Annotated in this window: 37 protein-coding genes; 5 read left to right on the plus strand and 32 right to left on the minus strand. The window is 58.8% G+C overall.

Translation table 11 applies throughout. From position 1 onward, the window contains the following. The 3 genes from P353_RS18795 to P353_RS29325 all read right to left on the minus strand — a co-directional run. Nucleotides 1-1,168: hypothetical protein (locus P353_RS18795; protein ID WP_034372933.1), on the minus strand; the 1,168-nt coding region annotated here is incomplete at its 3' end. Between the two features lie 18 nt (nucleotides 1,169-1,186). Continuing rightward, nucleotides 1,187-1,993 carry a hypothetical protein gene (locus P353_RS29320; RefSeq protein WP_157839633.1) on the minus strand — a complete coding sequence of 269 codons (807 nt, stop codon included), beginning with the start codon at nucleotides 1,991-1,993 and terminating at the stop codon, nucleotides 1,187-1,189. Nucleotides 1,994-2,067: 74 nt separating this feature from the next. After that, complete coding sequence (locus tag P353_RS29325; protein ID WP_157839634.1) at nucleotides 2,068-2,220, minus strand: hypothetical protein; 153 nt, start codon at nucleotides 2,218-2,220, stop codon at nucleotides 2,068-2,070. Between the two features lie 248 nt (nucleotides 2,221-2,468). Between P353_RS29325 and P353_RS18805 the strand changes: the two genes are divergently transcribed. Continuing rightward, complete coding sequence (locus P353_RS18805; RefSeq protein WP_054074743.1) at nucleotides 2,469-2,699, plus strand: hypothetical protein; 231 nt, start codon at nucleotides 2,469-2,471, stop codon at nucleotides 2,697-2,699. Here P353_RS18805 and P353_RS18810 read toward each other — a convergent pair. The 29 genes from P353_RS18810 to P353_RS18955 form a co-directional block, all read right to left on the minus strand. Then, nucleotides 2,689-4,581 carry a hypothetical protein gene (locus tag P353_RS18810; RefSeq protein WP_034372942.1) on the minus strand — a complete coding sequence of 631 codons (1,893 nt, stop codon included), beginning with the start codon at nucleotides 4,579-4,581 and terminating at the stop codon, nucleotides 2,689-2,691. The two genes, P353_RS18805 and P353_RS18810, sit on opposite strands and share 11 nt — an antisense overlap. A gap of 1 nt (nucleotide 4,582) precedes the next feature. Further along, nucleotides 4,583-5,866, minus strand: a complete 1,284-nt coding sequence (locus P353_RS18815; RefSeq protein ID WP_157839635.1) for a hypothetical protein — start codon at nucleotides 5,864-5,866, stop codon at nucleotides 4,583-4,585. Nucleotides 5,867-5,869: 3 nt separating this feature from the next. Then, nucleotides 5,870-6,337 carry a hypothetical protein gene (locus P353_RS27645; protein ID WP_157839636.1) on the minus strand — a complete coding sequence of 156 codons (468 nt, stop codon included), beginning with the start codon at nucleotides 6,335-6,337 and terminating at the stop codon, nucleotides 5,870-5,872. Nucleotides 6,338-6,381: 44 nt separating this feature from the next. Next, nucleotides 6,382-7,155: a hypothetical protein gene (locus tag P353_RS18825; RefSeq protein ID WP_034372949.1), complete on the minus strand. Its 774-nt coding sequence runs from the start codon at nucleotides 7,153-7,155 to the stop codon at nucleotides 6,382-6,384. Then, nucleotides 7,152-7,565 carry a hypothetical protein gene (locus P353_RS18830; RefSeq protein ID WP_034372951.1) on the minus strand — a complete coding sequence of 138 codons (414 nt, stop codon included), beginning with the start codon at nucleotides 7,563-7,565 and terminating at the stop codon, nucleotides 7,152-7,154. The genes P353_RS18825 and P353_RS18830 overlap by 4 nt, the downstream gene beginning before the upstream one ends. Continuing rightward, nucleotides 7,562-7,870, minus strand: coding sequence for a hypothetical protein (locus P353_RS18835; RefSeq protein WP_034372954.1), 309 nt, complete (start codon nucleotides 7,868-7,870; stop codon nucleotides 7,562-7,564). The genes P353_RS18830 and P353_RS18835 overlap by 4 nt, the downstream gene beginning before the upstream one ends. Further along, nucleotides 7,867-9,300: a hypothetical protein gene (locus P353_RS18840; RefSeq protein WP_034372957.1), complete on the minus strand. Its 1,434-nt coding sequence runs from the start codon at nucleotides 9,298-9,300 to the stop codon at nucleotides 7,867-7,869. The genes P353_RS18835 and P353_RS18840 overlap by 4 nt, the downstream gene beginning before the upstream one ends. Nucleotides 9,301-9,317: 17 nt before the next feature. After that, complete coding sequence (locus tag P353_RS18845; RefSeq protein ID WP_034372960.1) at nucleotides 9,318-9,950, minus strand: phage adaptor protein; 633 nt, start codon at nucleotides 9,948-9,950, stop codon at nucleotides 9,318-9,320. Next, complete coding sequence (locus P353_RS18850) at nucleotides 9,947-10,264, minus strand: hypothetical protein (RefSeq protein ID WP_034372963.1); 318 nt, start codon at nucleotides 10,262-10,264, stop codon at nucleotides 9,947-9,949. Before P353_RS18850 ends, P353_RS18845 begins: the two co-directional genes overlap by 4 nt. Nucleotides 10,265-10,312: 48 nt before the next feature. Continuing rightward, entirely contained in the window at nucleotides 10,313-11,191 is an 879-nt protein-coding gene (locus P353_RS18855) for a DUF5309 domain-containing protein (protein WP_052084937.1), read from the minus strand. Further along, nucleotides 11,169-11,609 carry a hypothetical protein gene (locus P353_RS18860; RefSeq protein ID WP_034372969.1) on the minus strand — a complete coding sequence of 147 codons (441 nt, stop codon included), beginning with the start codon at nucleotides 11,607-11,609 and terminating at the stop codon, nucleotides 11,169-11,171. Before P353_RS18860 ends, P353_RS18855 begins: the two co-directional genes overlap by 23 nt. Before the next feature lie 136 nt (nucleotides 11,610-11,745). Further along, nucleotides 11,746-12,117 (minus strand): hypothetical protein, encoded by a 372-nt coding sequence (locus tag P353_RS18865; RefSeq protein ID WP_157839637.1) that lies wholly within the window; start codon nucleotides 12,115-12,117, stop codon nucleotides 11,746-11,748. After that, the gene (locus tag P353_RS18870; RefSeq protein WP_034372975.1) at nucleotides 12,110-12,403 is read right to left on the minus strand and encodes a hypothetical protein; all 294 of its coding nucleotides are present in this window, start codon (nucleotides 12,401-12,403) and stop codon (nucleotides 12,110-12,112) included. The genes P353_RS18865 and P353_RS18870 overlap by 8 nt, the downstream gene beginning before the upstream one ends. Next, nucleotides 12,400-14,499, minus strand: coding sequence for a portal protein (locus P353_RS18875; RefSeq protein WP_034372978.1), 2,100 nt, complete (start codon nucleotides 14,497-14,499; stop codon nucleotides 12,400-12,402). Before P353_RS18875 ends, P353_RS18870 begins: the two co-directional genes overlap by 4 nt. After that, the gene (locus tag P353_RS18880) at nucleotides 14,499-15,806 is read right to left on the minus strand and encodes a PBSX family phage terminase large subunit (protein WP_034372981.1); all 1,308 of its coding nucleotides are present in this window, start codon (nucleotides 15,804-15,806) and stop codon (nucleotides 14,499-14,501) included. The genes P353_RS18875 and P353_RS18880 overlap by 1 nt, the downstream gene beginning before the upstream one ends. Continuing rightward, nucleotides 15,803-16,387 carry a terminase small subunit gene (locus P353_RS18885; protein ID WP_034372984.1) on the minus strand — a complete coding sequence of 195 codons (585 nt, stop codon included), beginning with the start codon at nucleotides 16,385-16,387 and terminating at the stop codon, nucleotides 15,803-15,805. Before P353_RS18885 ends, P353_RS18880 begins: the two co-directional genes overlap by 4 nt. 162 nt (nucleotides 16,388-16,549) lie before the next feature. After that, nucleotides 16,550-16,819: a hypothetical protein gene (locus P353_RS18890; protein WP_157839638.1), complete on the minus strand. Its 270-nt coding sequence runs from the start codon at nucleotides 16,817-16,819 to the stop codon at nucleotides 16,550-16,552. Nucleotides 16,820-16,882: 63 nt separating this feature from the next. Beyond that, nucleotides 16,883-17,242, minus strand: a complete 360-nt coding sequence (locus tag P353_RS18895; RefSeq protein ID WP_034372990.1) for a Gp49 family protein — start codon at nucleotides 17,240-17,242, stop codon at nucleotides 16,883-16,885. A 165-nt stretch (nucleotides 17,243-17,407) separates the two neighbouring features. Beyond that, nucleotides 17,408-17,791 carry a hypothetical protein gene (locus tag P353_RS18900; protein ID WP_034372993.1) on the minus strand — a complete coding sequence of 128 codons (384 nt, stop codon included), beginning with the start codon at nucleotides 17,789-17,791 and terminating at the stop codon, nucleotides 17,408-17,410. An 8-nt stretch (nucleotides 17,792-17,799) separates the two neighbouring features. Beyond that, nucleotides 17,800-18,063, minus strand: coding sequence for a hypothetical protein (locus tag P353_RS18905; RefSeq protein WP_080750617.1), 264 nt, complete (start codon nucleotides 18,061-18,063; stop codon nucleotides 17,800-17,802). Further along, on the minus strand, nucleotides 18,057-18,518 hold the full coding sequence (locus P353_RS18910; RefSeq protein WP_034372997.1) for a recombination protein NinB: 462 nt from the start codon (nucleotides 18,516-18,518) through the stop codon (nucleotides 18,057-18,059). The genes P353_RS18905 and P353_RS18910 overlap by 7 nt, the downstream gene beginning before the upstream one ends. A gap of 1 nt (nucleotide 18,519) precedes the next feature. Beyond that, on the minus strand, nucleotides 18,520-18,705 hold the full coding sequence (locus tag P353_RS18915) for a hypothetical protein (RefSeq protein ID WP_034372999.1): 186 nt from the start codon (nucleotides 18,703-18,705) through the stop codon (nucleotides 18,520-18,522). A 97-nt stretch (nucleotides 18,706-18,802) separates the two neighbouring features. Continuing rightward, on the minus strand, nucleotides 18,803-19,114 hold the full coding sequence (locus P353_RS18920; RefSeq protein WP_157839639.1) for a hypothetical protein: 312 nt from the start codon (nucleotides 19,112-19,114) through the stop codon (nucleotides 18,803-18,805). Further along, nucleotides 19,111-19,611 carry a hypothetical protein gene (locus P353_RS18925; protein ID WP_034373005.1) on the minus strand — a complete coding sequence of 167 codons (501 nt, stop codon included), beginning with the start codon at nucleotides 19,609-19,611 and terminating at the stop codon, nucleotides 19,111-19,113. Before P353_RS18925 ends, P353_RS18920 begins: the two co-directional genes overlap by 4 nt. 33 nt (nucleotides 19,612-19,644) lie before the next feature. Beyond that, nucleotides 19,645-20,022 carry a hypothetical protein gene (locus P353_RS18930; protein WP_034373008.1) on the minus strand — a complete coding sequence of 126 codons (378 nt, stop codon included), beginning with the start codon at nucleotides 20,020-20,022 and terminating at the stop codon, nucleotides 19,645-19,647. Then, nucleotides 20,019-20,678, minus strand: a complete 660-nt coding sequence (locus tag P353_RS18935; RefSeq protein ID WP_052084938.1) for a DUF6475 domain-containing protein — start codon at nucleotides 20,676-20,678, stop codon at nucleotides 20,019-20,021. Before P353_RS18935 ends, P353_RS18930 begins: the two co-directional genes overlap by 4 nt. A 1-nt stretch (nucleotide 20,679) precedes the next feature. After that, nucleotides 20,680-21,525, minus strand: a complete 846-nt coding sequence (locus P353_RS27650) for a YdaU family protein (protein WP_052084939.1) — start codon at nucleotides 21,523-21,525, stop codon at nucleotides 20,680-20,682. A gap of 290 nt (nucleotides 21,526-21,815) precedes the next feature. After that, complete coding sequence (locus P353_RS18950) at nucleotides 21,816-22,022, minus strand: hypothetical protein (RefSeq protein ID WP_034373014.1); 207 nt, start codon at nucleotides 22,020-22,022, stop codon at nucleotides 21,816-21,818. Between the two features lie 3 nt (nucleotides 22,023-22,025). Then, nucleotides 22,026-22,232: a Cro/CI family transcriptional regulator gene (locus P353_RS18955; protein WP_034373017.1), complete on the minus strand. Its 207-nt coding sequence runs from the start codon at nucleotides 22,230-22,232 to the stop codon at nucleotides 22,026-22,028. 69 nt (nucleotides 22,233-22,301) lie between these two features. Between P353_RS18955 and P353_RS18960 the strand changes: the two genes are divergently transcribed. The 4 genes from P353_RS18960 to P353_RS18970 form a co-directional block, all read left to right on the plus strand. Then, complete coding sequence (locus P353_RS18960) at nucleotides 22,302-22,970, plus strand: LexA family protein (RefSeq protein ID WP_034373019.1); 669 nt, start codon at nucleotides 22,302-22,304, stop codon at nucleotides 22,968-22,970. 7 nt (nucleotides 22,971-22,977) lie between these two features. After that, nucleotides 22,978-23,343, plus strand: a complete 366-nt coding sequence (locus P353_RS29330) for a hypothetical protein (protein ID WP_157839640.1) — start codon at nucleotides 22,978-22,980, stop codon at nucleotides 23,341-23,343. Beyond that, entirely contained in the window at nucleotides 23,344-23,856 is a 513-nt protein-coding gene (locus P353_RS28895; RefSeq protein WP_113707739.1) for a DUF2441 domain-containing protein, read from the plus strand. It begins immediately after the preceding gene. A 540-nt stretch (nucleotides 23,857-24,396) separates the two neighbouring features. After that, a partial coding sequence (locus P353_RS18970) for a hypothetical protein (protein ID WP_034373026.1) occupies nucleotides 24,397-24,739 on the plus strand: 343 nt, incomplete at its 3' end.

The following is a 24,739-nucleotide window of genomic DNA, read 5'->3' on the forward strand; positions in this document are numbered from 1 at the left end:
ACTCCACAGCACCAAACCTCCCAAATTCCTTTGCAAGAATGTTGGAAACGACAGAGTTTCGCACCTTCGTCATCAAGACGAGGCAGCCATCACCATCAGCTGCGCGGTTATATGATCCTCGAATATTTGTGACAATTATCCTTTCTTGGAAAGGTATGGCATTTGGATAAAATAATAACCCTGCACCCTTTCCTTCTGCACCAAGGATGTCTATATTGCTGAAAGACATCTCTTTTCCGTCCGCAACAGCTATATGATGGCCGCTTGCATCAGCATTTCCACCCTTGTTGGCACGAATACGTATGTCGGTGATATAGCTATTGTCTGCGCTATCTAGGGATATGATATTCCCAGAGGAGTCCAGTTTCTTGATTTCAGCGTCAATTCCTTTAAGGAATAGTCTTGATACTGCAAATGGATTTCCTAAATACAATCCTTTTGTAAGAGTAACGGGGCCAACAAAAGCTTTATTCAACGCATCTGAGTCATCGGATAATCCATCCGATTTCGCACCATAGTCCTGTGGGGTTCGGAGTTCCCAACCCTTATCTTCCATGGTTCTCTGAACGGCGCCTGTTCCCTGCTGGCGGAATCCGATTATTTGGGAACCGTCATCCTCAGCAAGATCCAATCGGAGTTGATCCAAATTTACCGAAAATTCAAGGACATTACCGGTTCGCTTGAAATATCGTGTCCGAGCTCCAGAATGCGTCTCGTCATGGGAAATCTCCAAAAGCATGTCATCTTGAACGGATGACAAGGAAGACATAGCCAAGGCATATGTTCCAAACGTTGGAACGGTATTAACGACAATTTGCTGAGCCCTATCAGCAGATTCCTGGGCGTGATCAGCTGCATCGTTAGCCTCTTGAATAGCATCAGCTATTGGGCCGGAATCCGTTGCATCGTCTGGGTCAAACGTCAAGATCACATCTTCCTCAAGCACATTCAGGCCAGAAGAATCTGTGCGCAGGCTGTAGCGTCCATTTGCAGCATAGAACTCAAACGTCCCATCCTGGGCCGTCTTCAGCGGATTTCCAGCCGGAATAGTCCCGGCTCGATCGAGAAAAATAGTGGCATTCGCGCCCGACTCATCGAGCACAGTAATAGAAGCGCCGCGCACGGCTGCGCCGCTGACCGAAGTCAGATTGCTTTTGTATTTCTGCATGGCTTGAAGAGGTAAGAGTTAAAGGGCGCGAATGACCCAAACGCCGGTTGCGGACTTCATGCGAGCTTCGGTGCCGCCATCTGAAGAAATGGTTGCGATATGTGCGTGACTGCCTGCACCATTGGTAGTGCCACCGAATGAGTGGGCATGCGTTCCTGAATCAGTAGTTGGTATGTTTTGGGTAACACCACCGATGCCGCCATCAAATCCATTGCCAGGTTGTCCACTTGATGTGTTGACGTCAGGAACACCATGGTTGTGAGAACCGCTGCTGCCTGTAGTGCCTCCAAATGAGTGGCCATGCATTCCTGCGGCATCGATAGTTGCTCCATGCGCATGGGCCTTGTTTTGGCTGTCCTGCATGGCGCCAGCGGTCCCAGTGGATGCAGCCCCATCACCACGCAAAGCAACAGCGCCAATTGAGTTCGTCTGCTTTCCGTTGAGATCGGGAAATCGGAAGGTGCTTGATCCATTCCCAGTGGAGAAACTGCCGCGCAACGATGGATTACCTTGCCATGAAGCCTCTGTGACCAGAGGCATACCACCGCTAGACACAAGAGCCCAGAGGCTTGGGTAATCAGCCCGATTGGCTTCCTGACCATCCTGTGGCTGGTGCTTTGATGGAATGTGAGCGCGGTTTCCACCCCACCATTGGGTCATGCCGATGGCCGGCGCTGCGTCCCTCACCAAGTCGCGCAACTGGGCAATGAATGCCGCGTGCGAGCGCAGGTAGTTGTCCAGGTTCGGAAAGACCTGCTCGGAGCCTGCCGGGGAGTTATCCGAGGCAACAGGGTCCAGGTCATCAATGCTGCTGGGTACTGGCATGGCGTTTTGTCATGAAAAAACCCGCCAGGGCGAACCATGGCGGGTTGAAGTTGAGGACGTTTTGGAGCTGCCTGTTACCACCAGCGAATGGCGTAGATCAGTGCAGCGGCACCTCCCATGGCGGCGCCAACGGAGGCAATGACATAGGACCAGGCGACGCGGGATGCGACTTGCTTGGCGCCTTTCTCATCGAGTTGTCCTGTAATGGTCATCTTGGTAAACTTCACGGACGTTCTTCTCCTTGCTCTCTTCAAGGGGTGGAAACAAGAAAGCCCCAGGCGCTGGACACGCTCTGGGGCTTTCGCTTTAGGGGTTGTGGGTTAAGTCAACAGTTTCGAATCGGACATGACGTCCTGGGGACAGAGACGGTCAAGCCAACCTCCTCCATATCAGGTGGTCCTATTGCTGGGGCCAATTGCTCGCGATGCTGGTTTGGTACTATTCAGGCTATTTCCTGCTAGAAGTGAGGCGCGTGATGGATGCTTTCTGGGTGATGCTGTTGAAGCCGGTGATTGCGATTGCCTTCTTCACTCTCATCATTGCCCCCATCACTTGGGCAGCTTGGAAGCTGATCCCAGACGGCCCACTCAAGTGGAAGCTCTTCGACTCGACTCTACTTGAGCGTCACAGGTGGAAGACGACATGCGGGATCATCCTGTTCTATGTCGTCTTCTTCGCCTGCATGTCTCTGTACTTCAATCCTTGAGCGACAACAGACCTTCGATAGCTGTGCGGTTGGTAGCCGCGGCGCCGTGCTTCAGCGCTTTGCTTCCTCCAGCGCTCAGCAACCCTCTTGTGGCCTGAGGGGTTACTCTCGCCAAAGTCTGCTGAGCAAATGTTGGAGACAACAGTGCTTTCGCAAGATCATCAAGCACCATAGGCTCTGCAGCCTGCATACCGAACTGCACGGGCCTCAAGGCAGTCCTCATCAAGGCGCTCTCAGCCCAGCTTTGCGGCAACCCGGTTGGCCCAATCAGTTGCCGCATCATGTTTTGAGAGGCTAGCGACTTTGCAGTCTGAGAACCCGCACCGTTTGCAGCCTGGGCCAAATTGGCACTTAGCTCGAGTTCTTTTCGAACCGCGTTGAGAGATGCCATTTGAGCTGGCGTCATTACCTGGTCCAGGCTATTCACCCCTCTGAAACCAGTTGCATTCCTGACCAGACCCATTTCGTCATTCAACGCTCTAGCATAGGCATTGGCCTGCAGCTTCTGATTTCCTCCAAGATCTCGAATCGCTGCAGTTGTCTTGTCCAGCAGTCGCTGCCCCACATCCATCTGATTGAGCTGCTTTTTGCCGGCAAGAGTCGCCTCCCTCGCAGTCCTGAACTCAGGGATCTGTCTTTCCATCCAATCCACAAGTTGCGCTCGAGTTGCCTTAACCGCAGCCCCCTCCTTTCCAGCGATGCCAGCAGTCGGGTCTCTGAGCATGTCATCCATGCCCATTTTCAGATCTTGCAATGCCTGACCAGTGATGGTCCCAGGCTTGACTGCAGATGCAGTGATTGGCTTCCCTGCAGCATCTAGCAGCATGGATGCTGGTGAAACTGTTGGCTGAGTCAGGCCCAACATGCGTCCTTGTTCTTGAGCAATATTGCCAGCGCGACCAAGAGCAGACTTCACAGATGGCCGAGCGAGCAGTTCATTGAAGGCGGAATCAACAGGAACTGTCTTGCTGGTGGCGGCTGAATACAATGGGCCCGTCTGTGCCTTGATAGACGCATCCAGTGCTGCGCGCCTTGCCTCGTCACCGGCAATGCCCTGCAATACGCCAACACGGGCAGCATTGTTTTCTGCTGCTCGTTGGGCAAATCGACCGGAAAGCTGGGGGTCAATCGACTCTAGAGCGCGCTGCAACGATGCTATTCCTCGATCCCCGGTGGATTCCGCCAATGTCGGTATAGCGCCGGTTGCCGTTGCCCTGCTATTGGCGTTGGCGATGGCGCCTGGTTGTTCTGCGAACCGCTGCAGCACGCGCCCAACGACTTTCTCTCTCCCGGATTGGTAGAAAGGCTCCAGTAAAGCCTTACCACCTTGATACAGAGATCCAAGAGCCCTGCCAGCTACCGCGCCCGCAACACCCCCGGCGGCGCCGAGGGCTGCATTTTTGGCAATAGACTCTCCCTGGGCCGTGGGCTCCAGTATCCCCATCCCCCCGCCAGTAGCAGCCGCACCGGCCAAAGTGCCTGCCCCTGGGACCAGGAATGTCGGAGCAGAAAGTGCGACTTTCCCGAGGACAGAGCCAACGGTCCCACTGGTGGTGTTTCGCAGTGCTGCATCTGAGCGCCGTTTCTCATCAACTTCATCTTGGGATGCCAATCCAAGACGCTGTTTGGCGCCAACCCAAAGATCGTTCATACCCATGCCAACGCCTGCGAGAACCCTTTGCCCAACGCCCATGTCATCCGTTGGGTTGTAAGCGGTCTCCTGAGTTGGCGCGGACGTTCTGGCGCCTGATTGGTTTATCGGCCGGCCAGCCTGGGCGTAGTTCGCCTGGGCATAGGCCATCACCTGATCTTGCGTCGCATCGTCAGGCGCCGTGATTTCGTAGGAAGCGCCATCAGGCGCTGTGATGCGATAGGTCGCCATCTCAGTTCACTCTCTGAATGCCCCAGCCGCCAGGCGTTTGATTCTGGGTCGCCGGGGGCTGTGGTGCTGTTGGCATCTGTGGAACCGTGTAAAACGGCACCATGCTTGCGTAGTCAGGATTGCTTGCCACCGCCTGCACCTTGCGTTGGTGCTCGCTGTAGATGTGCTCCCCTGCTCTGCGGGCCGCATTGCTGAGAACTCGCATCTCATCCGGTGTGAGACTCAGGTCTCCAGAGATCGCGCGTTCCGCCAACTTGCTTTCATCATTGGTGATCGCCCCCTGGCCCCGCATCTGCTGGCGACCCTGCAGCGTGAGCTGAGCTAAGCCCTGCATCGCCGAGCGAGTGTTCTCCAGCTTCGCTTTGTGGTCTTTCCCACCCATGCCCAGCGTGTCAGCCCACTGCGCCACGGTCAGGCGTGCATTCGCTGTCGGCCCTGTGATCACCTGCCCAGAGTTCAGCGCCTGATCAATGCTGTTGGCCGCCTGGACCTGCTTCACCGCGGCATCAGCAGCAATCTGCGATTCCTTCATCATGGGGCCGATCTGGCCGGCCAGACTCTCGCCCATCTTGTTGTTGATCTGCACATTGGTGCGCGCGGCGCCGGCGGCAGCCTTGGCCTTGGAATAGGCCTGATAGGCTGGGTTGGCCACAATCTGACCGTTGACCATCATGAATGGCTGATTGGCCGTGTCCTGTACCTGGTCGGGGGTCAGCGACTTTTCCAAGGCGCTGGCCTGCTGCCCGGTATAGGGGTTCCAGCCAACCACCTGGCCGCCAATGTCCTGAGTCTTGATTTCAGGCGCATTGGTAAGGCCGGTGTTGCGCACGCCGCCGTATTCATCCACGCCATATAGCGACTTGGACCCATCGGCTCCGGTGACCTGTTGAATCTCCTTCAGCTTGTCTCGGCCTACATTGCGGATGTCGGCCCATTTGCTGGGATCGGAGAACCCGGCCTGTAGGAAAGTGGCTGGAGAAGCCGAAATGGCCCCATCCTCAGTGGGCGCCATCTTCGCCAGGGCATCCTGCTGCAGCTTGGCCTGGGCCATCTGCAGGAGCCGGTTATTCTGTGTATCCTGGGCCTGACCATAAGCAGAAAGGCCGAGTAGACCGCCGCGACCAATGGCCTGAGCCGTTGTGCCACGGCTGGCCAGAGCGCCCAGGCCCGCCCCCAGCAGCCCTTGAGCCACCGGCGAGCTGAGCAAGCCCATGACACCGCCCTGCTCAGGCTGCTGGCCAAAGACCTGCTGGTATGCGCCATAGCTTGGCATCTGTGTTGCCATAAATCACCCCCTGCGCGCAGCGCGCTGAGCCATGAGTTTTTCCGCGCCCGACATCTGGTTGCCTCGGGCGCCCGACAGCAGGCCAGTGAAGTCAGCTTGCCTGCCAGGGATTCCAGCGGACTGGGCAACTGGCCCTTGCGGGCTGTCCATGAGGCCCATCTTCCCGGCGATGCCGGCCATATCCGAGAACGTCTTCATACCTGCCGGCGACAGCAGGCCGGCTGTTTGGGCCGCCGGCGCCGCTCCGGGAAGAGCAGCACCCGCAGATGACAGGCCTTGTGCACCGCCCATCTCGGCCAGAGACGCCCCCAGCGCGCCGGGTGCCTGCAGACCAAGGCCAGAGGCCCCAGCAGTCAGTCCTAGGCCGCTAGCGGGAGCAGCTGCAGCACCGCCCAGACCACCCAATCCACCAGTCACTGCGCCCAGGCCGGCCCCGGTCAATGCGCCCGTCAGCGGGTCCTTATTCGTCAAGGCGCCGCCTAGGGCACCCACTGCCATTGGCAAGAACTGCAGCATTACTTACCCCCGCTCTGGTTTGTCGTTGTGGTGCTGCCGGCGGTGTTGTTCATCACGCCGGTCATGGCCTGCAGCTTTTTGTAGGGGTCGTCCTGCTGCTGCTGCCACTGCTCATAGTTGAAGTCGGCGTTGTTTTGCGCCTGGTCCTGCAGCGTGTTGCCAGCATTGAGAAGCTGATTCAGGTCTGCATAGTCCTGATTGGCGAAGCCCTGTGCCATGCCCAATGCCGACAGACGGTTCGCCTGATTGGTGTTGTACGCATTGCCGTACATCTGCGTGGCGACGTTGCCCAGGTTCTGCTGCAGCTGGTTCTGGGACTGCTGCTGCATCTGTTGCAGGCCGGAATTTCCGAAGGAGCCAGAACCGACCATGGCTGACTCCATCTGCGGTTTGGCTGTCAGGTTGTAGTTGTCGACCACCGACTTTTGCGCATTGGCCACCTGCTGGTCCAGATAGGGATTCGTCTGGTCGCCCATCATCTGCTGCAGATTTCCCTGAGCCTGATTCCACAGGTCAGAACCGCCGGTCGCCCGGTCGGTGATGCCCTGAAGCGCATGCTGCTGGGTGTTATTCAGGTCTGCATAGCGCTGTCCGCCGTAGCCCTGCCATGTTTTGTTTGCCAGCTGGGTCGAAAGGTTGGCCACATTGGAAAGCAAAGGCCGGATCTCGTCAGGATAGGCAATCGCGCTACTGCTGGTGCTAGTGCCGCCACCACCGCCGCCACAGGCCTTCATCTGGCCCATGGCGCGGCGCTTTTCTTGATGCGGATTCATATGGGCATCCTCAAGGTTGTGTAAATCGGCTCCCAGGAGAGATGCCGTTGATAGAGCCTGACTTGCGCCGGCTTGGCGCTGCAGCGCATCTCTGTGCAGCCGTTGGCCCGGGCCATGGCCGCCAGTTGCTCACTGCAGGCCAGCCAGTGGCCTCCGGGGGCGTACAACTCGCAGATATGCAGCACGCGGACGTTGGGAAGCTGGTCAATGCGCGTCACTGCCCAACCCACGGGCTGTCCGTCCAGGTCGATGCGTATCAAGTCGCGCTCACCACGGCTGAGAAGCAGCTTGAGTTGGTCACCAGTGATCTCGCCGCCCGAGGTTTCGCAGGCCCTGGCCAGCATGTGCGCACCGTCCAACCAGGCCCGGCCGATGAATGCCGCAGGGATGACTTGCAGCTTGTACGTCATGTTCCGGTCATCCCTCTGTCTTCTGCCCAGGTACCCGGCTCGCCACCGGCTACGCATATCCAACCCTTGAGCACATACTGAGCGCCGGCCGTGCCAAGAACCTCAGGAGCACTGTTCTTGATGTAATCCCCAGCCTGGTGTTTCCCGGTTGTTGGCGGTGATGTCAAAGCGTTGTAGCTGCCAGATAGCCGCCCCTCAGACACTGCATTGACCTGTTTTGCGAAGTCAGGCAGGACCTGGGCCAACGCGCGCAAAAGCGACGAAAGATCGTTGCCCAGGCGCAGGTTGTCGGTTTGCAGCTTCATCGGTACCCCGCCTGTTTAAGCCTTGGCTGAACGCCGATCAAGGCATAGTCGCCAATGCTGTCAACCCTGATCCGGTGCCACCTGGCGCGCTGCCGGAGGTCAAAAGCCGCATCGTCACGGATGGCCACGGACGCCTGTTTTACGGGCAGACCGCCATCATCCTTGGTGAAGCCCGTCGCCGTAGCGCTTTGAGGAGACACCTTCAGCCGCAGGGTTACGCGGTCGAGCCACGTCATCTGCTCTTCGTCGCCGAAATCGCCTGTGGTGAAGCTTGATGGAGCCGCTGGTCCGGCGAACGTCACAAGGCGGTCATCAGCATCAAACCCGGCCATCAGCTCCTGAGACTCGACCCAGAAGGGAGAATCAAAGTCGATCTGCGGACCGGTTTCATAGTCCGTCACCAGTTCCGATCCGCCGTCATACGTCGCTGGGGGCGATGCATAGCGCACCACGGCCCGGATGTAGTGATCGGCCCGGCCCCAGCGGCCAGTTGACGGGTGGAACACCAAGCCCTTGTCGACCTCACCATTCCCGCCCACGCTCGGGAAGAAGAACCAGGCCAGCTGATTCTGCTTGTCCCAGAAGGCCACACTTTTCTGCATGAACTTCGGGTCGCGCACGGAGACAAACCAGTCCCGCAAGATGCCGCGGCCAATCGGCCGGACCTGCACGCCGTCGAACGAGTAAATGTCGTCGTCGCCGATGAAGAAATGCGCCTTGCCTGTGTCGCACACTGCATCCTGGCCCACGCAGCCCACGTCAGAGTCGACCATGGTGTAGTTCCACACCTCGGCGGGCCCTGTGTAGCGCCCAACGTAGGTAGAACGGCGCTTGTAGACGATCACGTCATCACCGAGGCGGTGCGCGGCCGAGATTTCCCCTCCAGACTCGACCAGGCGCCCGGTGGTGCACAGTGTCGACACGTTTGGCGTCCAGTCCGATGCATTCAGGTATGCCGAGCACCACCAGCGGTCCGGCGCATCGCCGAAACTCGTGTCTGACGTGTTGAACGCCATCACAAAGCCCTTGAGGCTGACCAGAATCTTGGCCTTAGGGGCGCCGGCGACGGGCGAGAAGTCTGCTCCGGCGGTGCTGATCTGCATGCCGGCGCTCCGGCATGAGGCAACCGAGCTGTTGGCGAACTGGGCCAGTGCCCAGCGCTCGCTATCTCCCAGGCTGAAAGGGCCGCCAGTGCCGGAAACGTTGACCCAGGTGCGCCCTGTTAGCGAATACAACCCTGCAACTGTTCCAACCAGGGCAATGCGGTTGCCGTCCAGGTCAATGGCCGCCATCGCGCCGCGCACAGCTTCCGGCAGAGGGTCGACACCCACCACAGAGAGCGTTGGGCCGGGCCGCATGCCCAATTCAGAGGGAATCAGGTTGCTGCAGTCGGTCAACAGGCCGGCCATGGTCGGGTCGGCGTCGGGCATAAATCCCTGAACTGTGTTCATACCACCCCCGGTGCACTCACAGCCAGAGGCGTTCCGCCCCAGTTGTACCTGTTGTTTGCAGAGAGCATCTCCTGCACCGCCGCTTCGTACTTGGCTCGATACCCGGTCACGCCCTCAGGATCGCGCAGCCAGACCGCGCCCTGCTCGCAGCACTTCCACAGGTAGACGTCATAGTTGTTGCGCAGCAACCAGTTTGAGTCCTCGTTGAACACTAGAGGCGCATAGCGCTGGGTGTAGAGAATCTCGTAAGGAACGCCTGTGGGGCTGCCCAGGATCTGGGCAACTTGCCCGATGCGGGTGAAATATGAGCCACTCAGCTTGGAGCGGAAGTCTTCGAGCGTGAGTTGATAAAACGGAGCGCTGTTGATGCGCAGTTCCTTCAGCTCCTGCATGTCGTCAGGCAGGACGATCTGACCATTCAGAACGGTATCTGCATAACGCGTGGTCTGCATGACCGTCTTGATCCGGGGATCACGGGCAAACTCAGCCTCTGCCATGCGCACGAAGTCGGGGATGACGACATCCAGGTCAGTGCGGTTCAGCCAGGCGGCTACAGACTTCCTCAGGCTGATGTAATTGGCCTCGGCCGCATTTCCTGAAACAGCCAGCGATGGCAGTACGTATGTCATAACCGGCCCTTCCAGACACGGAAGACGCCGTTATCGGGGTCCTCCAGGAACTGCTTCAATAAACCCGAATCCTGAAGAACATCGGCATAGGTCTTGCCACGCTTCTGGGCCCACTCGGCCAGCACAGGGATGGGCACCGAGGCCACATGCTTGTCCCCCATGCCGGTTGTGTGCGCGCCGATGTTGTGCAGGCCTTTGGCACGTTCGACGGCGGCCGTGACGTCTGTCACCTGTTGGACAGTCACCTTGCCATCACCGTGGTCGTGCCAGAGGGTGCGCGAGTAGCCGTTGTTGCTCAGGATTCGTTTCTGCATAAATAAAAAGCCGCCCCGTAGGGCGGCCTCTTTCAGTTGGCGGATGGATCAGGGCTGCAGGTCGCGAATAGCGCCGCTGGCGGCTTCCTGGTTGGACTGCAGCGTCCACTCGGTGTTGATCATCCAGTTGTCGGCGTCACCGGTCTTAGCCAGAGGCGTCGCCTTCATTCCGCGCAGGGTCAGCAGCTTCCAGCGCTTGGGATCGATCAGGAACACATCACGGGCGCGCTGATGGCGGCTGTTGACCACCGTGTAGGTGCCGAAGTCGCCGACGTAGATGTCTGCAGTGGCCACAGTGGTGGCGGCCTTGGACTTCACGTCATTGGTCTTCTGGGCCACACCAGTGAAGCCCGAAAACGTTGCACGCAATGCTGCAGGCACGAACAGAAGCGAGGGATCTCCGCCCTGCTCCCAGCACTTCTGGCCAACGTCCTTCAGCATCGCTTCGGTGAAGCTTCGCAGCGTGCCGTCAGTCGGTGCGGTGTTGGTGTCGGGGTTCGGTGCAACACCGGTAGCGCCCAGATTGTTGTTGGTCGCCAGCCAGCCGGCAATGCCGCGAGCCTGGGGCGCAACACCAGAGGCTGCTGTGACCGCCGTGGTGTTGTTGATGGCCGCAAACTCGATGTCGCGCTTGAGCTCGAGCATCTTCTTGGCCTTCTGGTAGGCCACTTCCGACTTGCGGCCGGCCTTGTCCACCACTTCCTGCGTGCCCGTGACCGAGAAGGTCTTTTCGGAGATCTGTGTTCGGTTTCCAACTCGCTTAGTGGGTGTGGTGGCTGCAATGGTTGCGTTGTTGCCCTGCTCCACCTTGTTGTTGGCGGCTGCGCCCAATGCGTCGGTCTGCCACTCTGGGAAAACCGAGGATGCGGCTCCCTTGCTGATGGCCGACACGAAGGGGGTTTCTTCAGGGGAGATGCGGTAGATCACATCGGCCAGCTCTTCGCGGTTGTTCGCGTGCGAACTCCTGCACCTGTTGGTACTGCTTGGCAACCTGCTCCGATGCCTGCTTGCGCTCATCGGCCAGGGCCTGGGTCTTCTGCGTGTAGTCGGACTGCCGCAGGTAACCAGCCTTCAGCTCAGAGAGAGGGGCTTCCAGAGCCTCGCCGCCGGCAGTGGTCCACGAAATGACTGCATCGTCGGCAGGGGCCTGGGCGGCTTGTCCTTCGTCGTCTGCAGCTGCCTCTTGCTCGCCTTCCAGGTCGCTTTCGGCTTCGGTGGCGCCTTCGGCCTGGGAATCGTCTACACCTTCTGTTGATTCGGGGGCGTCTTGCGCTTGTCCTTCGTCTTCGTTCAGTGCACTGGCCAGGTCTTCCAGCGTCGGGCTTTGGTCTTGATCGTCGTCCATGGTCGTTGGTGTGGTTGGTCTGCCCAGGTGTGAGCCCAACGAAAAAAGGGCCGCACGCCGTCGCATGCAGCCCCTTGTCGGGTTGTTCCTAACTGGTCAGCCGGGCAAACCGTGCCCGGGCGGTGTTGAAAAACGGTTACTCGATGGTGCCGTCGCTGTAGGTCACCGACACAGGGCCGGCGCTCAGGCGGATGCCGCCATAGGTGCCGGGCCAAGTGATTTCAGAGGCATGCGGGTGAGTGGCAGCCGTGGCCACCACGTCGCGATCGATGTGCTTGCCTTCCACACGGCGCAGGAAGGCCTCGAGCGGCTCCAGCGGGTCCTGGGGGGCTGGATCATCCACTTTTGGATCATCTTCAGCCGGCTTGGAGACGGGACTGGATTCAGTCTCAGCCGCTTCCGCGACCACTTCCACCGTCTTCTCCTGGGCAGGAGGGGCTTCATTGCCCGGGGCCTCGTTGGTTTCCACTGCAGGCGCCTCGCCCGCTTTACTCTTTGCTTTAGACATCGCGCATGCGCTCCTGGATGGCTTGGAGACGGGACTGGATTTGGGCCTCATTGGTCAACTCGGCCTGCTCCAGCTTGTACCCGTCAATCACAAGATGGAACACTCGGAAAAACTGCTCTGCGCCCTTGAGCATGGCAACCGCGGCTTCGCGGCGCTCACGCTCATGGAGCGGCAGAGACAGGATCTCGTCCTTCAAAGCCTGCTCCACCACGGAGCGGGCCTCTTTCATCAGCGGGTCATCAAGCAGGCGCGTGGCCTGCTCTGCCCGGTATTTAGCGTCGCTCATGCTTGTCCTCTCTGGAACCGGCTGGCAAATCCGTTGATGACCTGTGCCACGTAGTCAAGCTGCTCCGGCGTGATGTTGGGCGCCTGCATGTTCTGATCCAGCTGCGTGCCGCCGATCAGGTTCTGAGCCGGCTCCGTCATCTGGCCGTCCATGCGTGCTTGGCCCATCACGTAGCCGGCGGACAGCTCGATCAGAGACTTCCAGGCGTCCTGCTGCAGCTCCATTTCCTTGAGCTGGCGATCTGCGGCGCGCTGCTTGTCACCTTCTGCCGCCTCAGCCTGGAGCTTGATTACCTCCATCTGCTGCAGATGCTGGTACTTCGCCTGCTCCATCTGGGCCTTGATCTGCTCCGGCGATGGCTGGGGCGGCTTCTGCTGAATCTTGTCGGGCGGAATCAGGAACTTCTCGGCCGCGCCCTTGAGCTTGGCGTTCTTGGCCAGGGCCTTGCCAAATTCATAGATCTGCTCCGGGCCGACCATGCCCACCTGTGCGGCCTGCTGCATGAACTGGCCGAACTGCTGCAGCACCATCAGGGTTTCGGTCTTGTCTCCCGTGCCGAGGCCAACGTCCGTGCTGACGTCCATGTCAGGCGACCACATGCGAGGGTCGAACTGCACGAACTCATCGCGCAGCCGGATGGTCAGCGGAATGTCCTGGTATTGGGTGATCAGCCTGAGCACCAGCTTGAACAGATCCTTCACCCCGCTTTCGGCGAACATACGCAGGATCAGCAGCATGCGCCTGTCGGCCATGTTGGAGATCTTGGTGATGCCCGTGGCGGTCTTGTTCAGGCTGTCAGCGTCAAGCCCCTGGTTGTAGCGGGTGACGCCGGTGCGGCGCTCTCGCATGCCTTGGGTCATTTCGATTCCGGCCAGCGACTCGGTGGCAACCAGGGCGGTCTTGATAGGCGACACAGCGTCTTGTGCTGGCCCCTCGCCCCGGATGATCCCGCCGATGCGATTGCTGATCACATCGTCCAGGTTGACGACTGCTTTCTGGTTGACGTAGGTGCGCGGATTGTTGGCCAGATACAGCGAATCCACATACTGGCGCGTCAGGCCGCTGCTCAGGCGCTGCAGCTCCGTCACCGGGTCAGCCAAGGCCATGCCGATCACGCGGTGCGGCAGCTTGATAGGCGTCAGGACAGCGTATTCGTGCCCCTCGACCTCTTCATTCTCCAGCTCGCGATCGCCAGACACCAGGATGCGGCGCCATTCGGCCACTCCGTCACCGTTGTAATCGCAGCGGATGAAGCCTTCAAACAACCTCACCTCTTCCAGCGACTTATCGGCGCTGTCGTTGGGCAGGCTGGTGCGTTCGTCTTCCTCCAGCAGGTTGCTGGCCCCGTCATAGCTCTTGATCTCGTCCACATCGCTGATGCCCATTTCCTTGAGCTGAGAGCGCGTGTAGGTGACCCATTCGCCCAGTAAGCGGGCCTCTTCCATGGTCTTGGCCGTGCGGTTGACCAGGAAGTCAGAGGGCGGAACGTTGCGCAGCTTCACGCAGCCGCGCTGCTTGCGCATGATGGTCAGATCGAACAGCTCTGGCATCTGCAGGCCGGCTGCCTGCATCACATCGGGCGTCAACTGCTCAGAGTATTCCGCCTCGATGATCGATACCGCAGGGTCTTGGGTCATCAGAGTGACCTGCTCCAGGGTAAGGCCACGGAACTCCTGCCGAACCGGGTCTTCTTGCACCCACTTGGCACGGACCACGCCGATCTTGCTCAGCAGCGAGTCCTTGATCCAGTCCATGAAGATCAGGAAGCCGGGGTTCTCGTTTTGAATGACGAAGTTCACGAGCTCGGTGGCCTGGTCTGCATACTCCGCATCACCAGGGCCTCGAGGCAGGAACTCGCCAATGTTGTCGCCGCAGAAAAAAGGCTCCAGGAAGTTCGGCAGTGCGCTCTCGATGGTCTCGAACACATCCCAGGAAACCACCTGAGAGCGGCCATCCACCTCGTTGCCCAGCGGCAGGCCCAGGTAATACTGCAGATTGCGCTGCTGCTCGGCCCGGATGCCACCGGTGAGCCAGCTCTGCGCATCATCGATTTCATGCTCCAGCACCTGCCGGAACGTGTCTTTTTCCATTGTCATCACACAATTCCTATCTGAGGGAGCGGTAACGGCGCCATGACGCGCGGCGGCTGCCAATCGCAGCACATGAGCCCGAAGGCGTCAGAGCCGTGGCTTGACCAGTCGTGCTCTGGGCCCAGGCCCACATCGCGCTGCTCGTTGCGCTTTTCGTGATACCAGGCCAGGGCATCGCGGCCCGGGCCAGTTGTTTCTTCGTTGAACCAGCAGCGGTGAAACTGCGAGCGTGTGGCCTCTACCCGCTTGAGCGCGGCGCCCTTGCCCTGGTTCGGGATGCTGCTGGCGTCAAAGCCGTGCTTGCGCAGCTCGCTCTCTGGGGTGACTGCGAACACCTTGTCGCTCGTGTCCCCGTCATGGGGCAGCCGGATGATGGTGTTCTCAGGCTTGTGACCTCTGCTGTGCAGCCATTCGATATGGGCCGCCATGGGCTGGCCCTGGGCTTCGTAGTAGTCGACCACTAGGATCTGCTGGCCCACGAACTGGGCTATCCAGAGGGCGAAGCTGTCGGCATCCCGTCCAGTGCCGCCGATGTCGGCATAAGCCCGGCGCTTCATGATCGGGTCCATGGGGACCACGCCGATGCGCCCTTGCTCCTTGGCCAGCAGCAACTGCTTCGTGTAATAGGCCCCAACGTGGCCTTCCTTGTATGCGCCTTCCCAGATGTGCTCGTAATCGTCTGGGCGCTCCAGCTTGTCGGCCTGGCGATCCCGCTCCAGCTTGGCCGGGAACTTCGGGTTATCGCGCCAGTTGATCTGCACACACTTGATGCGCGGATTCTTGGAGTGGCGGAACCGGCTCTCGACTGGCGCATTCTTGCGCAGCGGGTTCCATGTGACCCAAAGCTCGGCGTTCCAGCCGTCGCCCTCTTCCCGCAGCGTTGGGATCAGTGTCTGCCAGGCGGTCTCCGTGACCGGCTCGGCCTCATCGACCCAGCACAGCAGCAAGCGCCCCTTGGACTTGATCGAGGCAATGTTGCGGTCCAGGCCGGCGAAGGCGAAGCTGATGCGCCCATCCTTCGATCGGATGAACTTCTCGCCCATCTCGTAATAGGCCGCCAGGAATGGCACGTCCTCGATGGCCCGTTTCACTTCCTCCAGGCTGGAATCCTCTAGGGAGTTCATGAACTGGCGCGCGCACAGGATGATGCCGCTCGTGCCGGCCATGCCGTACTGGTAGCCCTTGAGCGCCGCCATCGTGGCAAAGCTGCGAGTCTTGCCAGAGCCACGGCCGCCGTGGGCCGCGCGCACGTCTGCCTCCCCCGAAAACAGCTCAATCAGCTTTTCAGGGAGGGCGATCTGTGCAGTTGTCATTTCTTCAGGGGGACCAGCTCAACGCGGGTGATGGTTTCGACGGGGCCGCCAGTCGGGCCTGTATGGGCAATCTTGTCGTTCAGCATTCCGAGGTGACGCATTGCCAGCTGGAGTGCAGAACCCTTGTCAAAGACCTTGGTCTTGAGCGTGTAGCCAGCAACCAGATTGCCGCGCCTACGCTTGAGAGCGCCACCGTGGGGCTGGTCTTCGAGCTCTTCATCAACTTCTTCGCTGCGCTCCATCTCTTCCTTGACCTCGATGGAGGCAATGGCCGCTGCGGTGTCCGAATCCATCTCGTGCGGATCCTTCATGGTTCCGTCATCTCGGTAGAGGCGGCGAATGTCGAAGAAGGCGATGCGCGCCAACTCTTGCAACACCCGATCTTGGGTGATGTGAGTGCGCTGCTCGCGGGCCTTCATGGCCGCTTTAATCGCCGTGTCTACCTCAACATTTCTCAACAGGCGTTCACCTTGTGATGCAGCAGTTCTTGCGCTGTAGCGAGCCCTGATCGCGGCCTGAGTCGCGTTCAGGTCAATCAGGTACTCGGCCACAAAGCGCTCTTGCTTTGGGGTGAGTGCCATGCTTTTCTTTCAATGAGGTGCCACCACACAGGCCTAGCGTCCCATGTGTCAGTGCATGCTTTGCCGGACGCGCCTGGTGGTGGCGAAACTGTCTTTGCGATGCACCCGCGTGGATGCAATGCAAAGAGCCCTCACTCGAGGGCTCTCTACCAGCAGTGGAGATCAGGCTGACGGACACATGCGCCAGGAGGCGGTCAGCACTGGGCGTTCACGCTTGGCCAGCGATGCAGCGAATGCAGCCGCCTTGACCAGGATGGAAGGCTTGGTCTGCTTCTGCTCGGCCACCTGGGAAGCCATGGCGCAGGCTTCCTTGACATGGAATCTGATGTAGCGACACACAGCGGCGATGGGCTGGCTGATGACTGCGGCCACAGAATGACCAATGAGAGCGCATGCGGCCAGGGCCAGCGCAACGACACGACTGCGGAACATAGGTTCACCTTTCGACTTGGTGCTGCGGCTCACAGCGGGATCCTTGCCATAGCGGGAAACGGGTTACTGCTCTGCCAGCTTGGAGCGCAGCTCGTAGCCCATCAGGGGCCAGATCTTCTGCACCGCGTTCTGGCGCGCGATCTTTCGGCCGATCTCAGCGTCGAAGTTCTCAGGGCTGGCGCATGCGCTCTCGCCCGTCACAGTGAAGCCGTTTTTCAGCACCAGGACGCAGAAGGTCAACAGCGAAAGCGCATAGGGGTTCTTCCCGCCGACGCTTGTATGGCCGCGATTTGCACGACCGACGCCATCTTCTGCAGTGAAGTAGTGCTCGCTGGCGATATTCGCCTCGATGTCAGCAGGCGTGACGCGCGCAGCGGTCTTGCCCTTGTCCTGGATCTCTTGCTCGATTGCTGCGTCGCTCATGACTGCCTTTCGGGAATAAAAAAGCCGCCGAGGCGAACCAGGGCGGCAGGTGCCGGCTTTCGGCCAGCAGGAGACAAACGAAAAAGCCCCGGCGGTTGAGGCCAGGGCTTTGGAATTTTTGGGCGCAACGGCCCGAGACGTATTCTGCACGAACTGTTTTTTGCGTCAACCCCCTATGACGCCCTTTTCCATCAGGCCGCGCGTGAACAGGTTGCGGGCCTCCATCAGCAGAATCTGGCGCTCTTCCCAATTGGCCGGAAGCCTGGGGCTGCTCCACACCTGGGCCCGGCTGTGCAGGTTGCGCGCCTGGAATGCCAGGGCGGTCCGGTGGGGCTGGGGGATGGCGTCCATCACAGCGTCCACGGTCTCCATGCATGGGCCTTCTCCATCGCTGCCCGCCGGGCCCAGGGCGCAGGACGGTGAGCGGCTGGGGTAGCCCTCGGCAATCGTGTCGCCGGCGCTCCAGTTGTGCCACTCCCTCAGGATCTCGTTGAGCAAGTCGTTCAGCTGGCACTCGTCGATGTGCTGGTGTTCTGCCACTGCGTTCATATTTGCTCCTATTTTTCTAGCATCAAGCGCTTTACTGTTATGTTCAGCGCTGCGATTTCATCCATCTTCTTGATAGCCCACATGCGCCTCTGGCCGTGCCAGCCCATGAGGGAGCCGGTGTGGCAGCTGGGGCACAGGGCAACGGCTGTGTATTGCTGGCCCTGTTTGATGTGGTGGGCTTCGCTGGGGCCGGGTTCATCGCAGACGCTGCAGGGCAGTTGCTTCACCCGGGCCAGATGCTCGCGCTCGGCATTGGTCAGGCGGTTCAGCACTGATCTCCCTCCCATGGCTTGAAAGCCACGCCCGCCTCAGCGCCGAAGGCATAGAGCCATTCGATGAAGCCGCGGGCCATCTTGTCGGTGAAGTCCTTGGACTGGGTTCCCAGCATTACGGTCTCACCACGCAGGCCACGACCAATGCGCAGATCACCAAAGCGCGCCCACTCGTCGCAGAACTGGGAATCGCGCAGCGTGTCCATCCGGAAGGCGCTGATCAGGATCCGCTTTGCGTCGTCGGTGTTGGCCAGGTCGCCGCCCACTTGCGCGCTGATCTGGTTGATCAGGCTGTGGAAGTGGCGGCTGTGGCGCTCTTGCCGGCGCTCGGGCCGGAGCTCCAGAACCAGACGGCGGCCATCCTCCAGCACCTGCTTGGCCTGCTTCCAGGCGCTGATGACGGCTATGTGTCCCTGCTCTGGGGTCTTGAGAACGAGGGTGAGGCGGTCGCGCATGTCACGCTCCTTCCTGCTGGAGCAGCCCGTGCTCCACGATGCGCAGCGCGCCGATTGCTGCCGCCAGCGGGATCTGGCCGTCGTACTTGCCCAGCACTGCGTTCAGGTCATCGACCAGCTCAGCGATCTGTGGGTATGGCCGGCCGCCGAAGCTCTGGGGGATGACGTTGGATGAGGTCGTGTCCATGGTCAGTAGCCCTCCATGCTGTTGGCAGCACCAGCGATGACCAGGGTGATACCCAGCACCAGGCCGGCCAGGAATGCGGGGATAAGCCAGAGCCAGCTCATGCAGTCACCTTTTCTGGTTTCCCAGCCCATGTCAGCGTTTCATCTTCTCCACCGTGGTCTCGGATGGGGCGCAGATACTTATCCTCTGCGAATTCCGTCTCAACGATGATTCCGTTTTCGTGAAACCTCATCACCGTGCCCTCGGAGAGCACCCACATGTCGGAGGTACCGATTTCGAATAACTCTCCGGTCGTGGAGTGAGCAAAAGATCCTTCTTCCATCAATGCTTCAACTCTGACAATCCGGCCAGAACTCTTGTTGCCCGATATGACTACACCAAGCTCTCCGGGTTTCATATTCAGTTTCATACCAACTCCACCTTCCCCCAGTGGGCCAGCAGCACCGCTTCGGCGCGGTTGTGGTCTTTCTGGCGCGTGAGGTCGCCGGCGGCTTCCGGGTGCAGCTTGCGGGCCATTTCCAGAGCTTTGGTTTTCTCGGAGCCAAGACGGAACAGCTTCTTCCAGGTCTGAGGCGGCACATGCTGCACGGGCCACTTCAGGCACTCAACCACAGTCTCGATCGCTCCCAGGCTGCGCAGCAAGCTGGCCTGCGTCTGCACGGAGTTGTTCTTGCCGCCCATGGCGATGACGCGCTCGATGAAGACTTGCGGTTTGGCTTCACCAGCAGGGCAATGCTTGAGCAGCAACTGGCACAGTGCATAGCCGTCGATCTTGCGTTTGACCAGGGAGTCCGGGCCAGCCCCGGGCACCGGCATGGTGGGCAGGTCAAAGACCGCTTTCACACCAGCCTTGTCCAGCACCGCGCAAGCACCTGTCAAACCTGGGTCGATTCCAATGATGATCATGATTCGTTGCTCCTGCTTTTATTCGTTGATGGCTTACAGACCGAAGTCCTCCAACCCCAGCTCAGGCGGGCACATGGCCTGGCAGCGTTGGTCGAAAAATTCAAGGGCCCATTCCTTGGTGGCCACGTTCATGGCCATCTCTGTCAGAACTTCGAGGGTCATCTGAGGTGCTACATCCGGAAAGCGGCTCAAGCTGGTCGGCTTGTGGATGAACTCGAAGACCTCAATCAGATTGACGGGCTCGCTCTTGCTGTCGAGCACGCGAATGGCGAAGTGCACGCATTGCGCGCCACGGCTGACCATGGACACGCAGTTCATTGCAGCCAGCAGGTCCTCGTCCTGGCCTTCGGTCATGAGGATGCTGTTCAGGGCGCATGCCTCTTCCTGGGTCATAAAGCTGGCGTAGGTCATGCGAGAAGCTCCTGTTGCGTGGTGGTGTTGGCCAGCAGGTGCATGGCCTGCTCTGGCAGCGTGGAAATGCGGGTCTTGCCAGTGGGGCTGCCGTTTTTCAGCACCGCAATGGCACGTTCACGGTCTCCGACCAGAGCGGGCCTAGGCAAAGGGATGCCGCGGCTGGTGTAGTCGTGGTCCGGCGAGCGGTCGCCCGGCAGACGGCGCTGGTACTCGAACTGGCCGCTTTCGGTGTAGGCCCGGTGGGCAAGCTGGAAACGGTGCTGCAGGTAGGACAGTTCTTTGACTTCGGTCCGGCACACCTTTGGCCAGCCGCCCAGGTCTTCGACCACGGCATGGATTGCGGGATCGTCAAACACCACGTCGGTGTAGGCCCCCACAGCGCCAATCGCCTCCAGAACCTTGCCCCAGGCCATGGCAGCACGGTCGGTGGTGGTGCCCTGTAGGACGCGGGCAATGTCGGCTACCTTCGGCGCAAATTGGCCGTGCTCGGCATCTGTGCAGTGGCGCTGCATCGCCTTTTCGATCTGCTCCAGGTCGAAGGCCTGGCAGGCGTTCCACCACAGGTCCAGCACAAAGCGGCTGGCATCTTTGCCGTAGTAGGCCAGCACGTCGGTGATCAGCTGGGCAAACGATGAGCGATCGGACTGTCGCATGTCATGCTCCTTCTGCGGCCCAGGCGTCGGCCACGTTGCGGTTGCGCTGCTCCAGGGCTTCCTGGCGGTTTGGCGGGATCACGGTTGTGCGGCGGCCGGGAACAGGCGGCGGCAGCGCGGCGGCCAGCCACTCCAGCGGCTGCAGGGGCTTGGCCTTTGCACATTCGCGCAGCTTGTCGATCAAGGCTTCATCGCCATGGGCCTTGCGCAGGCCACCGAGGAAGGATCGGCCCTGCTTCTCCCCTGTCCCGGCGTTGACCAGCATGGACAGCCCGTAGCCAAAAATGATTTCTGCGGGGTCTGTCAGCTTCGGCGGCTCGCCGCCCGTAGCGTTAGCTACGGAACTATTTATTGGTGTTGGTGTTGGTGTTGGTGTTGGTGTTGGTGTTGGTGGCAATGCGTTGGCATCAGAATCCGATGCCGTGGCATAAGAATCTGTATGCCGTGGCATTGCCGGTGCATCACCACTTGCAGTGCCGTTGCCATTCATGTGGTCGCCAGATTGATCGTCGCAGGCATTGCCAGCTGGCTTTTTCCAGCGCTTGTTGGCACGTTCCCGTTGCTTCTCCTGCTTGTCCAGCATGGTTGCGATTTCGGCATCTGCACGGCGGTTGATCCAGCCGGCTTCCGTCAGCTCGAAAAACTCTTGCAGCACCACTTCAACAGCTTCACGCTGGCTTTCAGTGGTGGCCAGGACAAGGCGGCAGACAGCGCGCAGCTCAACCGGCAGCGGCTTTTCGGTGATGTAGTAGGTGTCGAGAAGACGGCGGTATGCCGCGTCCTCTTCCCAGCTCAGATGCCGGGTGGCGCTCAGGTAGTCGCCAATGTGAAAGGGGTAGTAGTTCATGGCCGGCCGCCTTGAACAAATGCGTAACGGAAAAGTTCAGAGAGGGCCATCAGCGCCTCCGAAATGGCAAAACCCGGCCCTGCTGCTGCTTGATGCGGTAGCGTTCGTCCAGGCTCTGCTGTGCCAGCTTGGTGGCAGCTTGTTGAGGGGTAAGCCCATGCTCTGCGGCATAGGCATCGAGTGCAGCGGCTTCTTGATCCGAAAGATCGAGGGGCTGCCCGGTGGGTGGTGGTGCTGGCACTGTTTTTCATTCCGCGTTACGCAACCGTTGCTGAAATGACGCGCCAGCGTCACGAGTTTGTAGCTCGCATTTCTGTAGCAGCCGCTGCAGACTTGGAGCTATGGAAACGAGTCAAACCCTCCAAAACCAGCTCACGCAGAAATACAGACTTCTGCATGCCGTTGAACTCGGCCATCGCTTCGGCCAGCCTGTCCTCTGCATCGTTCAGGGACAAGTTCACACGGTTCTTGCGAATGTGGGCGGGGTCGGCGTACATGGCTCAGGCCTCTTGAGTAGTTGTGGTGGGGGAAACGGGGGCGGCCTGCTCTGCTTGCTGCATGCGCCAGAGGGCGGCCTGCACGCGGTCGACGATGCGTGCCGGAAGAACTTCAGGCCACTGATTGACGGCCTGATAGCTCACACCAATTGCTTTGGCAGCAGCCGGGATGGAGCCGCCCAGTTGTTGAATTGCTTCAGCTTTGTTCATGCGCGAATTGAATCATGATTCATCTTGAAATGCAATCACTATTCACATTCCTTCAAGCATATTTCAAGCATGATTGAATACAGCGAGCGCCTCAAGGCGGCCATGGATGCGCGATCGACCTCCGTATCCCAACTCGCCACAGGTATGGGAGTCAGCTATCAAGCTGTCAAACGCGTACTCGACGGCCTGTCAAAAGCTTTTTCTGCAGCCAACAACACCAAGGCTTCAGCCTACTTGCGCGTCAGCCCAGATTGGCTTGCAACCGGTGTAGGGTCTATGGATGCGACATTCGATAGAAATATCCGACCCATCGCCGCAGGAATGCGTGCCTACCCTGTCATTTCCAAGATTCAGGCAGGGCGCACAAAAGAGATGGTGTGTCCCTATGAGCCAGGCGATGGCTTCGCAGTCGAATTTGGCGAGAACGATGCTTCTGCATGGGCGTTCTACTTCGAGATTGAGGGAGATTCGATGCTCCCAGAATTTCGCGAAGGTGACAGGGTTCTGATTGACCCCGAGGTGATTCCGCGACCAGGAGACTTTGTAGCGGCTCGAAATTCAGAGCAAGAAGCCACATTCAAAAAATACCGAGTTCGTGGAATTGATTACGCTGGCAAAGAAATTTTTGAGCTCGTTCCATTGAATGATGACTACCCCATTTTGCGAAGCGATGAGCATGAGTTGTCTGTGATAGGGACAATGCTGGAACATAGGCGTAAGTTTCGGCGATCGAAATGATATTGAAATGTATAAAAGATTATTTACTATCGCTTGGATTTTTCTGATTTTCACTAATCCTGCTTACGCGCAGCGAGTAGGCTTAACTCGCGGCGCCGGCATGGTCAGCTGCGGTGAATTTATAGAAATACATCAGTCTGGTAGGTCTAATGCTGCATTCAGCCAGTGGGCAATGGGTTACATGTCTGCATATAACCATTTCGCTTCGCACCCACAAGTCAACATACCAGAGCCAGCAACCATAAATCTATATGCGGAAAAATTCTGCAAAGAGAACCCATTGGGTAGGTTTGCAGGAGCTGTTTCAGCATTGATCGCTGAATCTGGGGGATTCAAGCCTTCTGGTTTCAAAGACAAGAATCAAAATTACTAAATGAACCTCTTCCACGTCGCGCCAATACCTCTTGGCGTGGGCTCGGTGATTGAGCCGGGGAATTGGGGAAGGCTAATGCGATTCAATGATCAACAATCATTTGTTGTTCAAAGAGAAAAAATTCTTGAAGAAGTAAGGGCGGCGCATTACCCCAATAAACCATCAAGAATGAATTGTGTTTTCTGCTTGATGTTTTCCTCAGATGCCGCTGCCTATCGAGATGAATTCGGCCCGAGAAATATCATCTACGAGGTTGAGGCTACTCGTGAAAGTGCATCCGTGCATATTGCACCAATAGCACTTGTTCCATCAGAAGAAGTTAGTGACTTAGCTCAAGCAGCGCACAACTACTGGACTTTCTCATTGGTCGATCACGCCCAAGCAAGCAGTACAGATCAACAACCCTATCTTGTTTCGAATGTGGTGACCAAAAGCATGATTGCATCCGCGCCGGAGATCCTGCTCAGCTGCTCCATCAGAGTTGTGTCTCGTCTTGATGAACTTGAGCGTTAGGCCGTAGAGCTCCAGCGCTGCATTGAGCTCACCACGGTCAGCTCTTAGCTGCAACGCCCTCGCCTCCTTCCAGAACGCATCCTCAACCAGCCCGCCCAGAGCGGGCTTTTTTTCGTCTGTGTGGTGTGTGGTCATGGGTGGAGCTTACCCTTGACTGAATAGAAATTCAAAATAAATTTAAATCATGATTGACACCGCTAACTGAATCATGATTCAATTCACCACATCGCAGCACAAAGCAGTAACGCAAAAGTGCAGCGAAGGGACTCAGTCCCGGGGCGCCCGGATGCAAGCCTATCTCTCCGGTGAGGGTGGATCCCAAGAGCAGAAACAGCCAGCGGCATGGGTGTGCCGCGACTGGGCCTGAAAGGGCTCAGACCAGAGCGTCTTCGTTGAGGGCGTTGCGGTTTGAGAAGGAGATTGAGATGTGAGCTTTGCCAGCATGCGGCCTGCATGTGCCCTCCCCCGCTGGGCTAAGCGGGGCCAAAAACAAAAGCGTCTTCATCCGAGGGCGCTTTTCTTTTTTCAAAAGGAGCAACCATGGAAATGCACATTTCACCGGCTACCAAGCACCGGGCCGAGCTGGCCAAGATCATGGCGGCAGCCGATTCTTTCCAGCCTGAACGCGGGATCATCGCTGGCGGCGCGCTCACAAGCGCTTTCACTGGCCGCGAAATCAACGATATCGACATCTATTTCGGCTGTGTCGGCGACTTCCAGTTGGCAGTGCAAGACGCTTATGACGAAGGCTGGTGGTGTGTGTCCGCAACTGATCGCGCGGTGACTTTCATCCGTGGGCCGCGCGTCATCCAGTTGATGTGCTTTGGCTTCTTCGCCAGTCCGGCAGAAGTATTTGATGCCTTCGACTTCACGGCCTGCATGG

This window comes from Comamonas testosteroni, assembly GCF_000761245.1.
GTDB classification, from domain to species: domain Bacteria; phylum Pseudomonadota; class Gammaproteobacteria; order Burkholderiales; family Burkholderiaceae_C; genus Comamonas; species Comamonas testosteroni_C.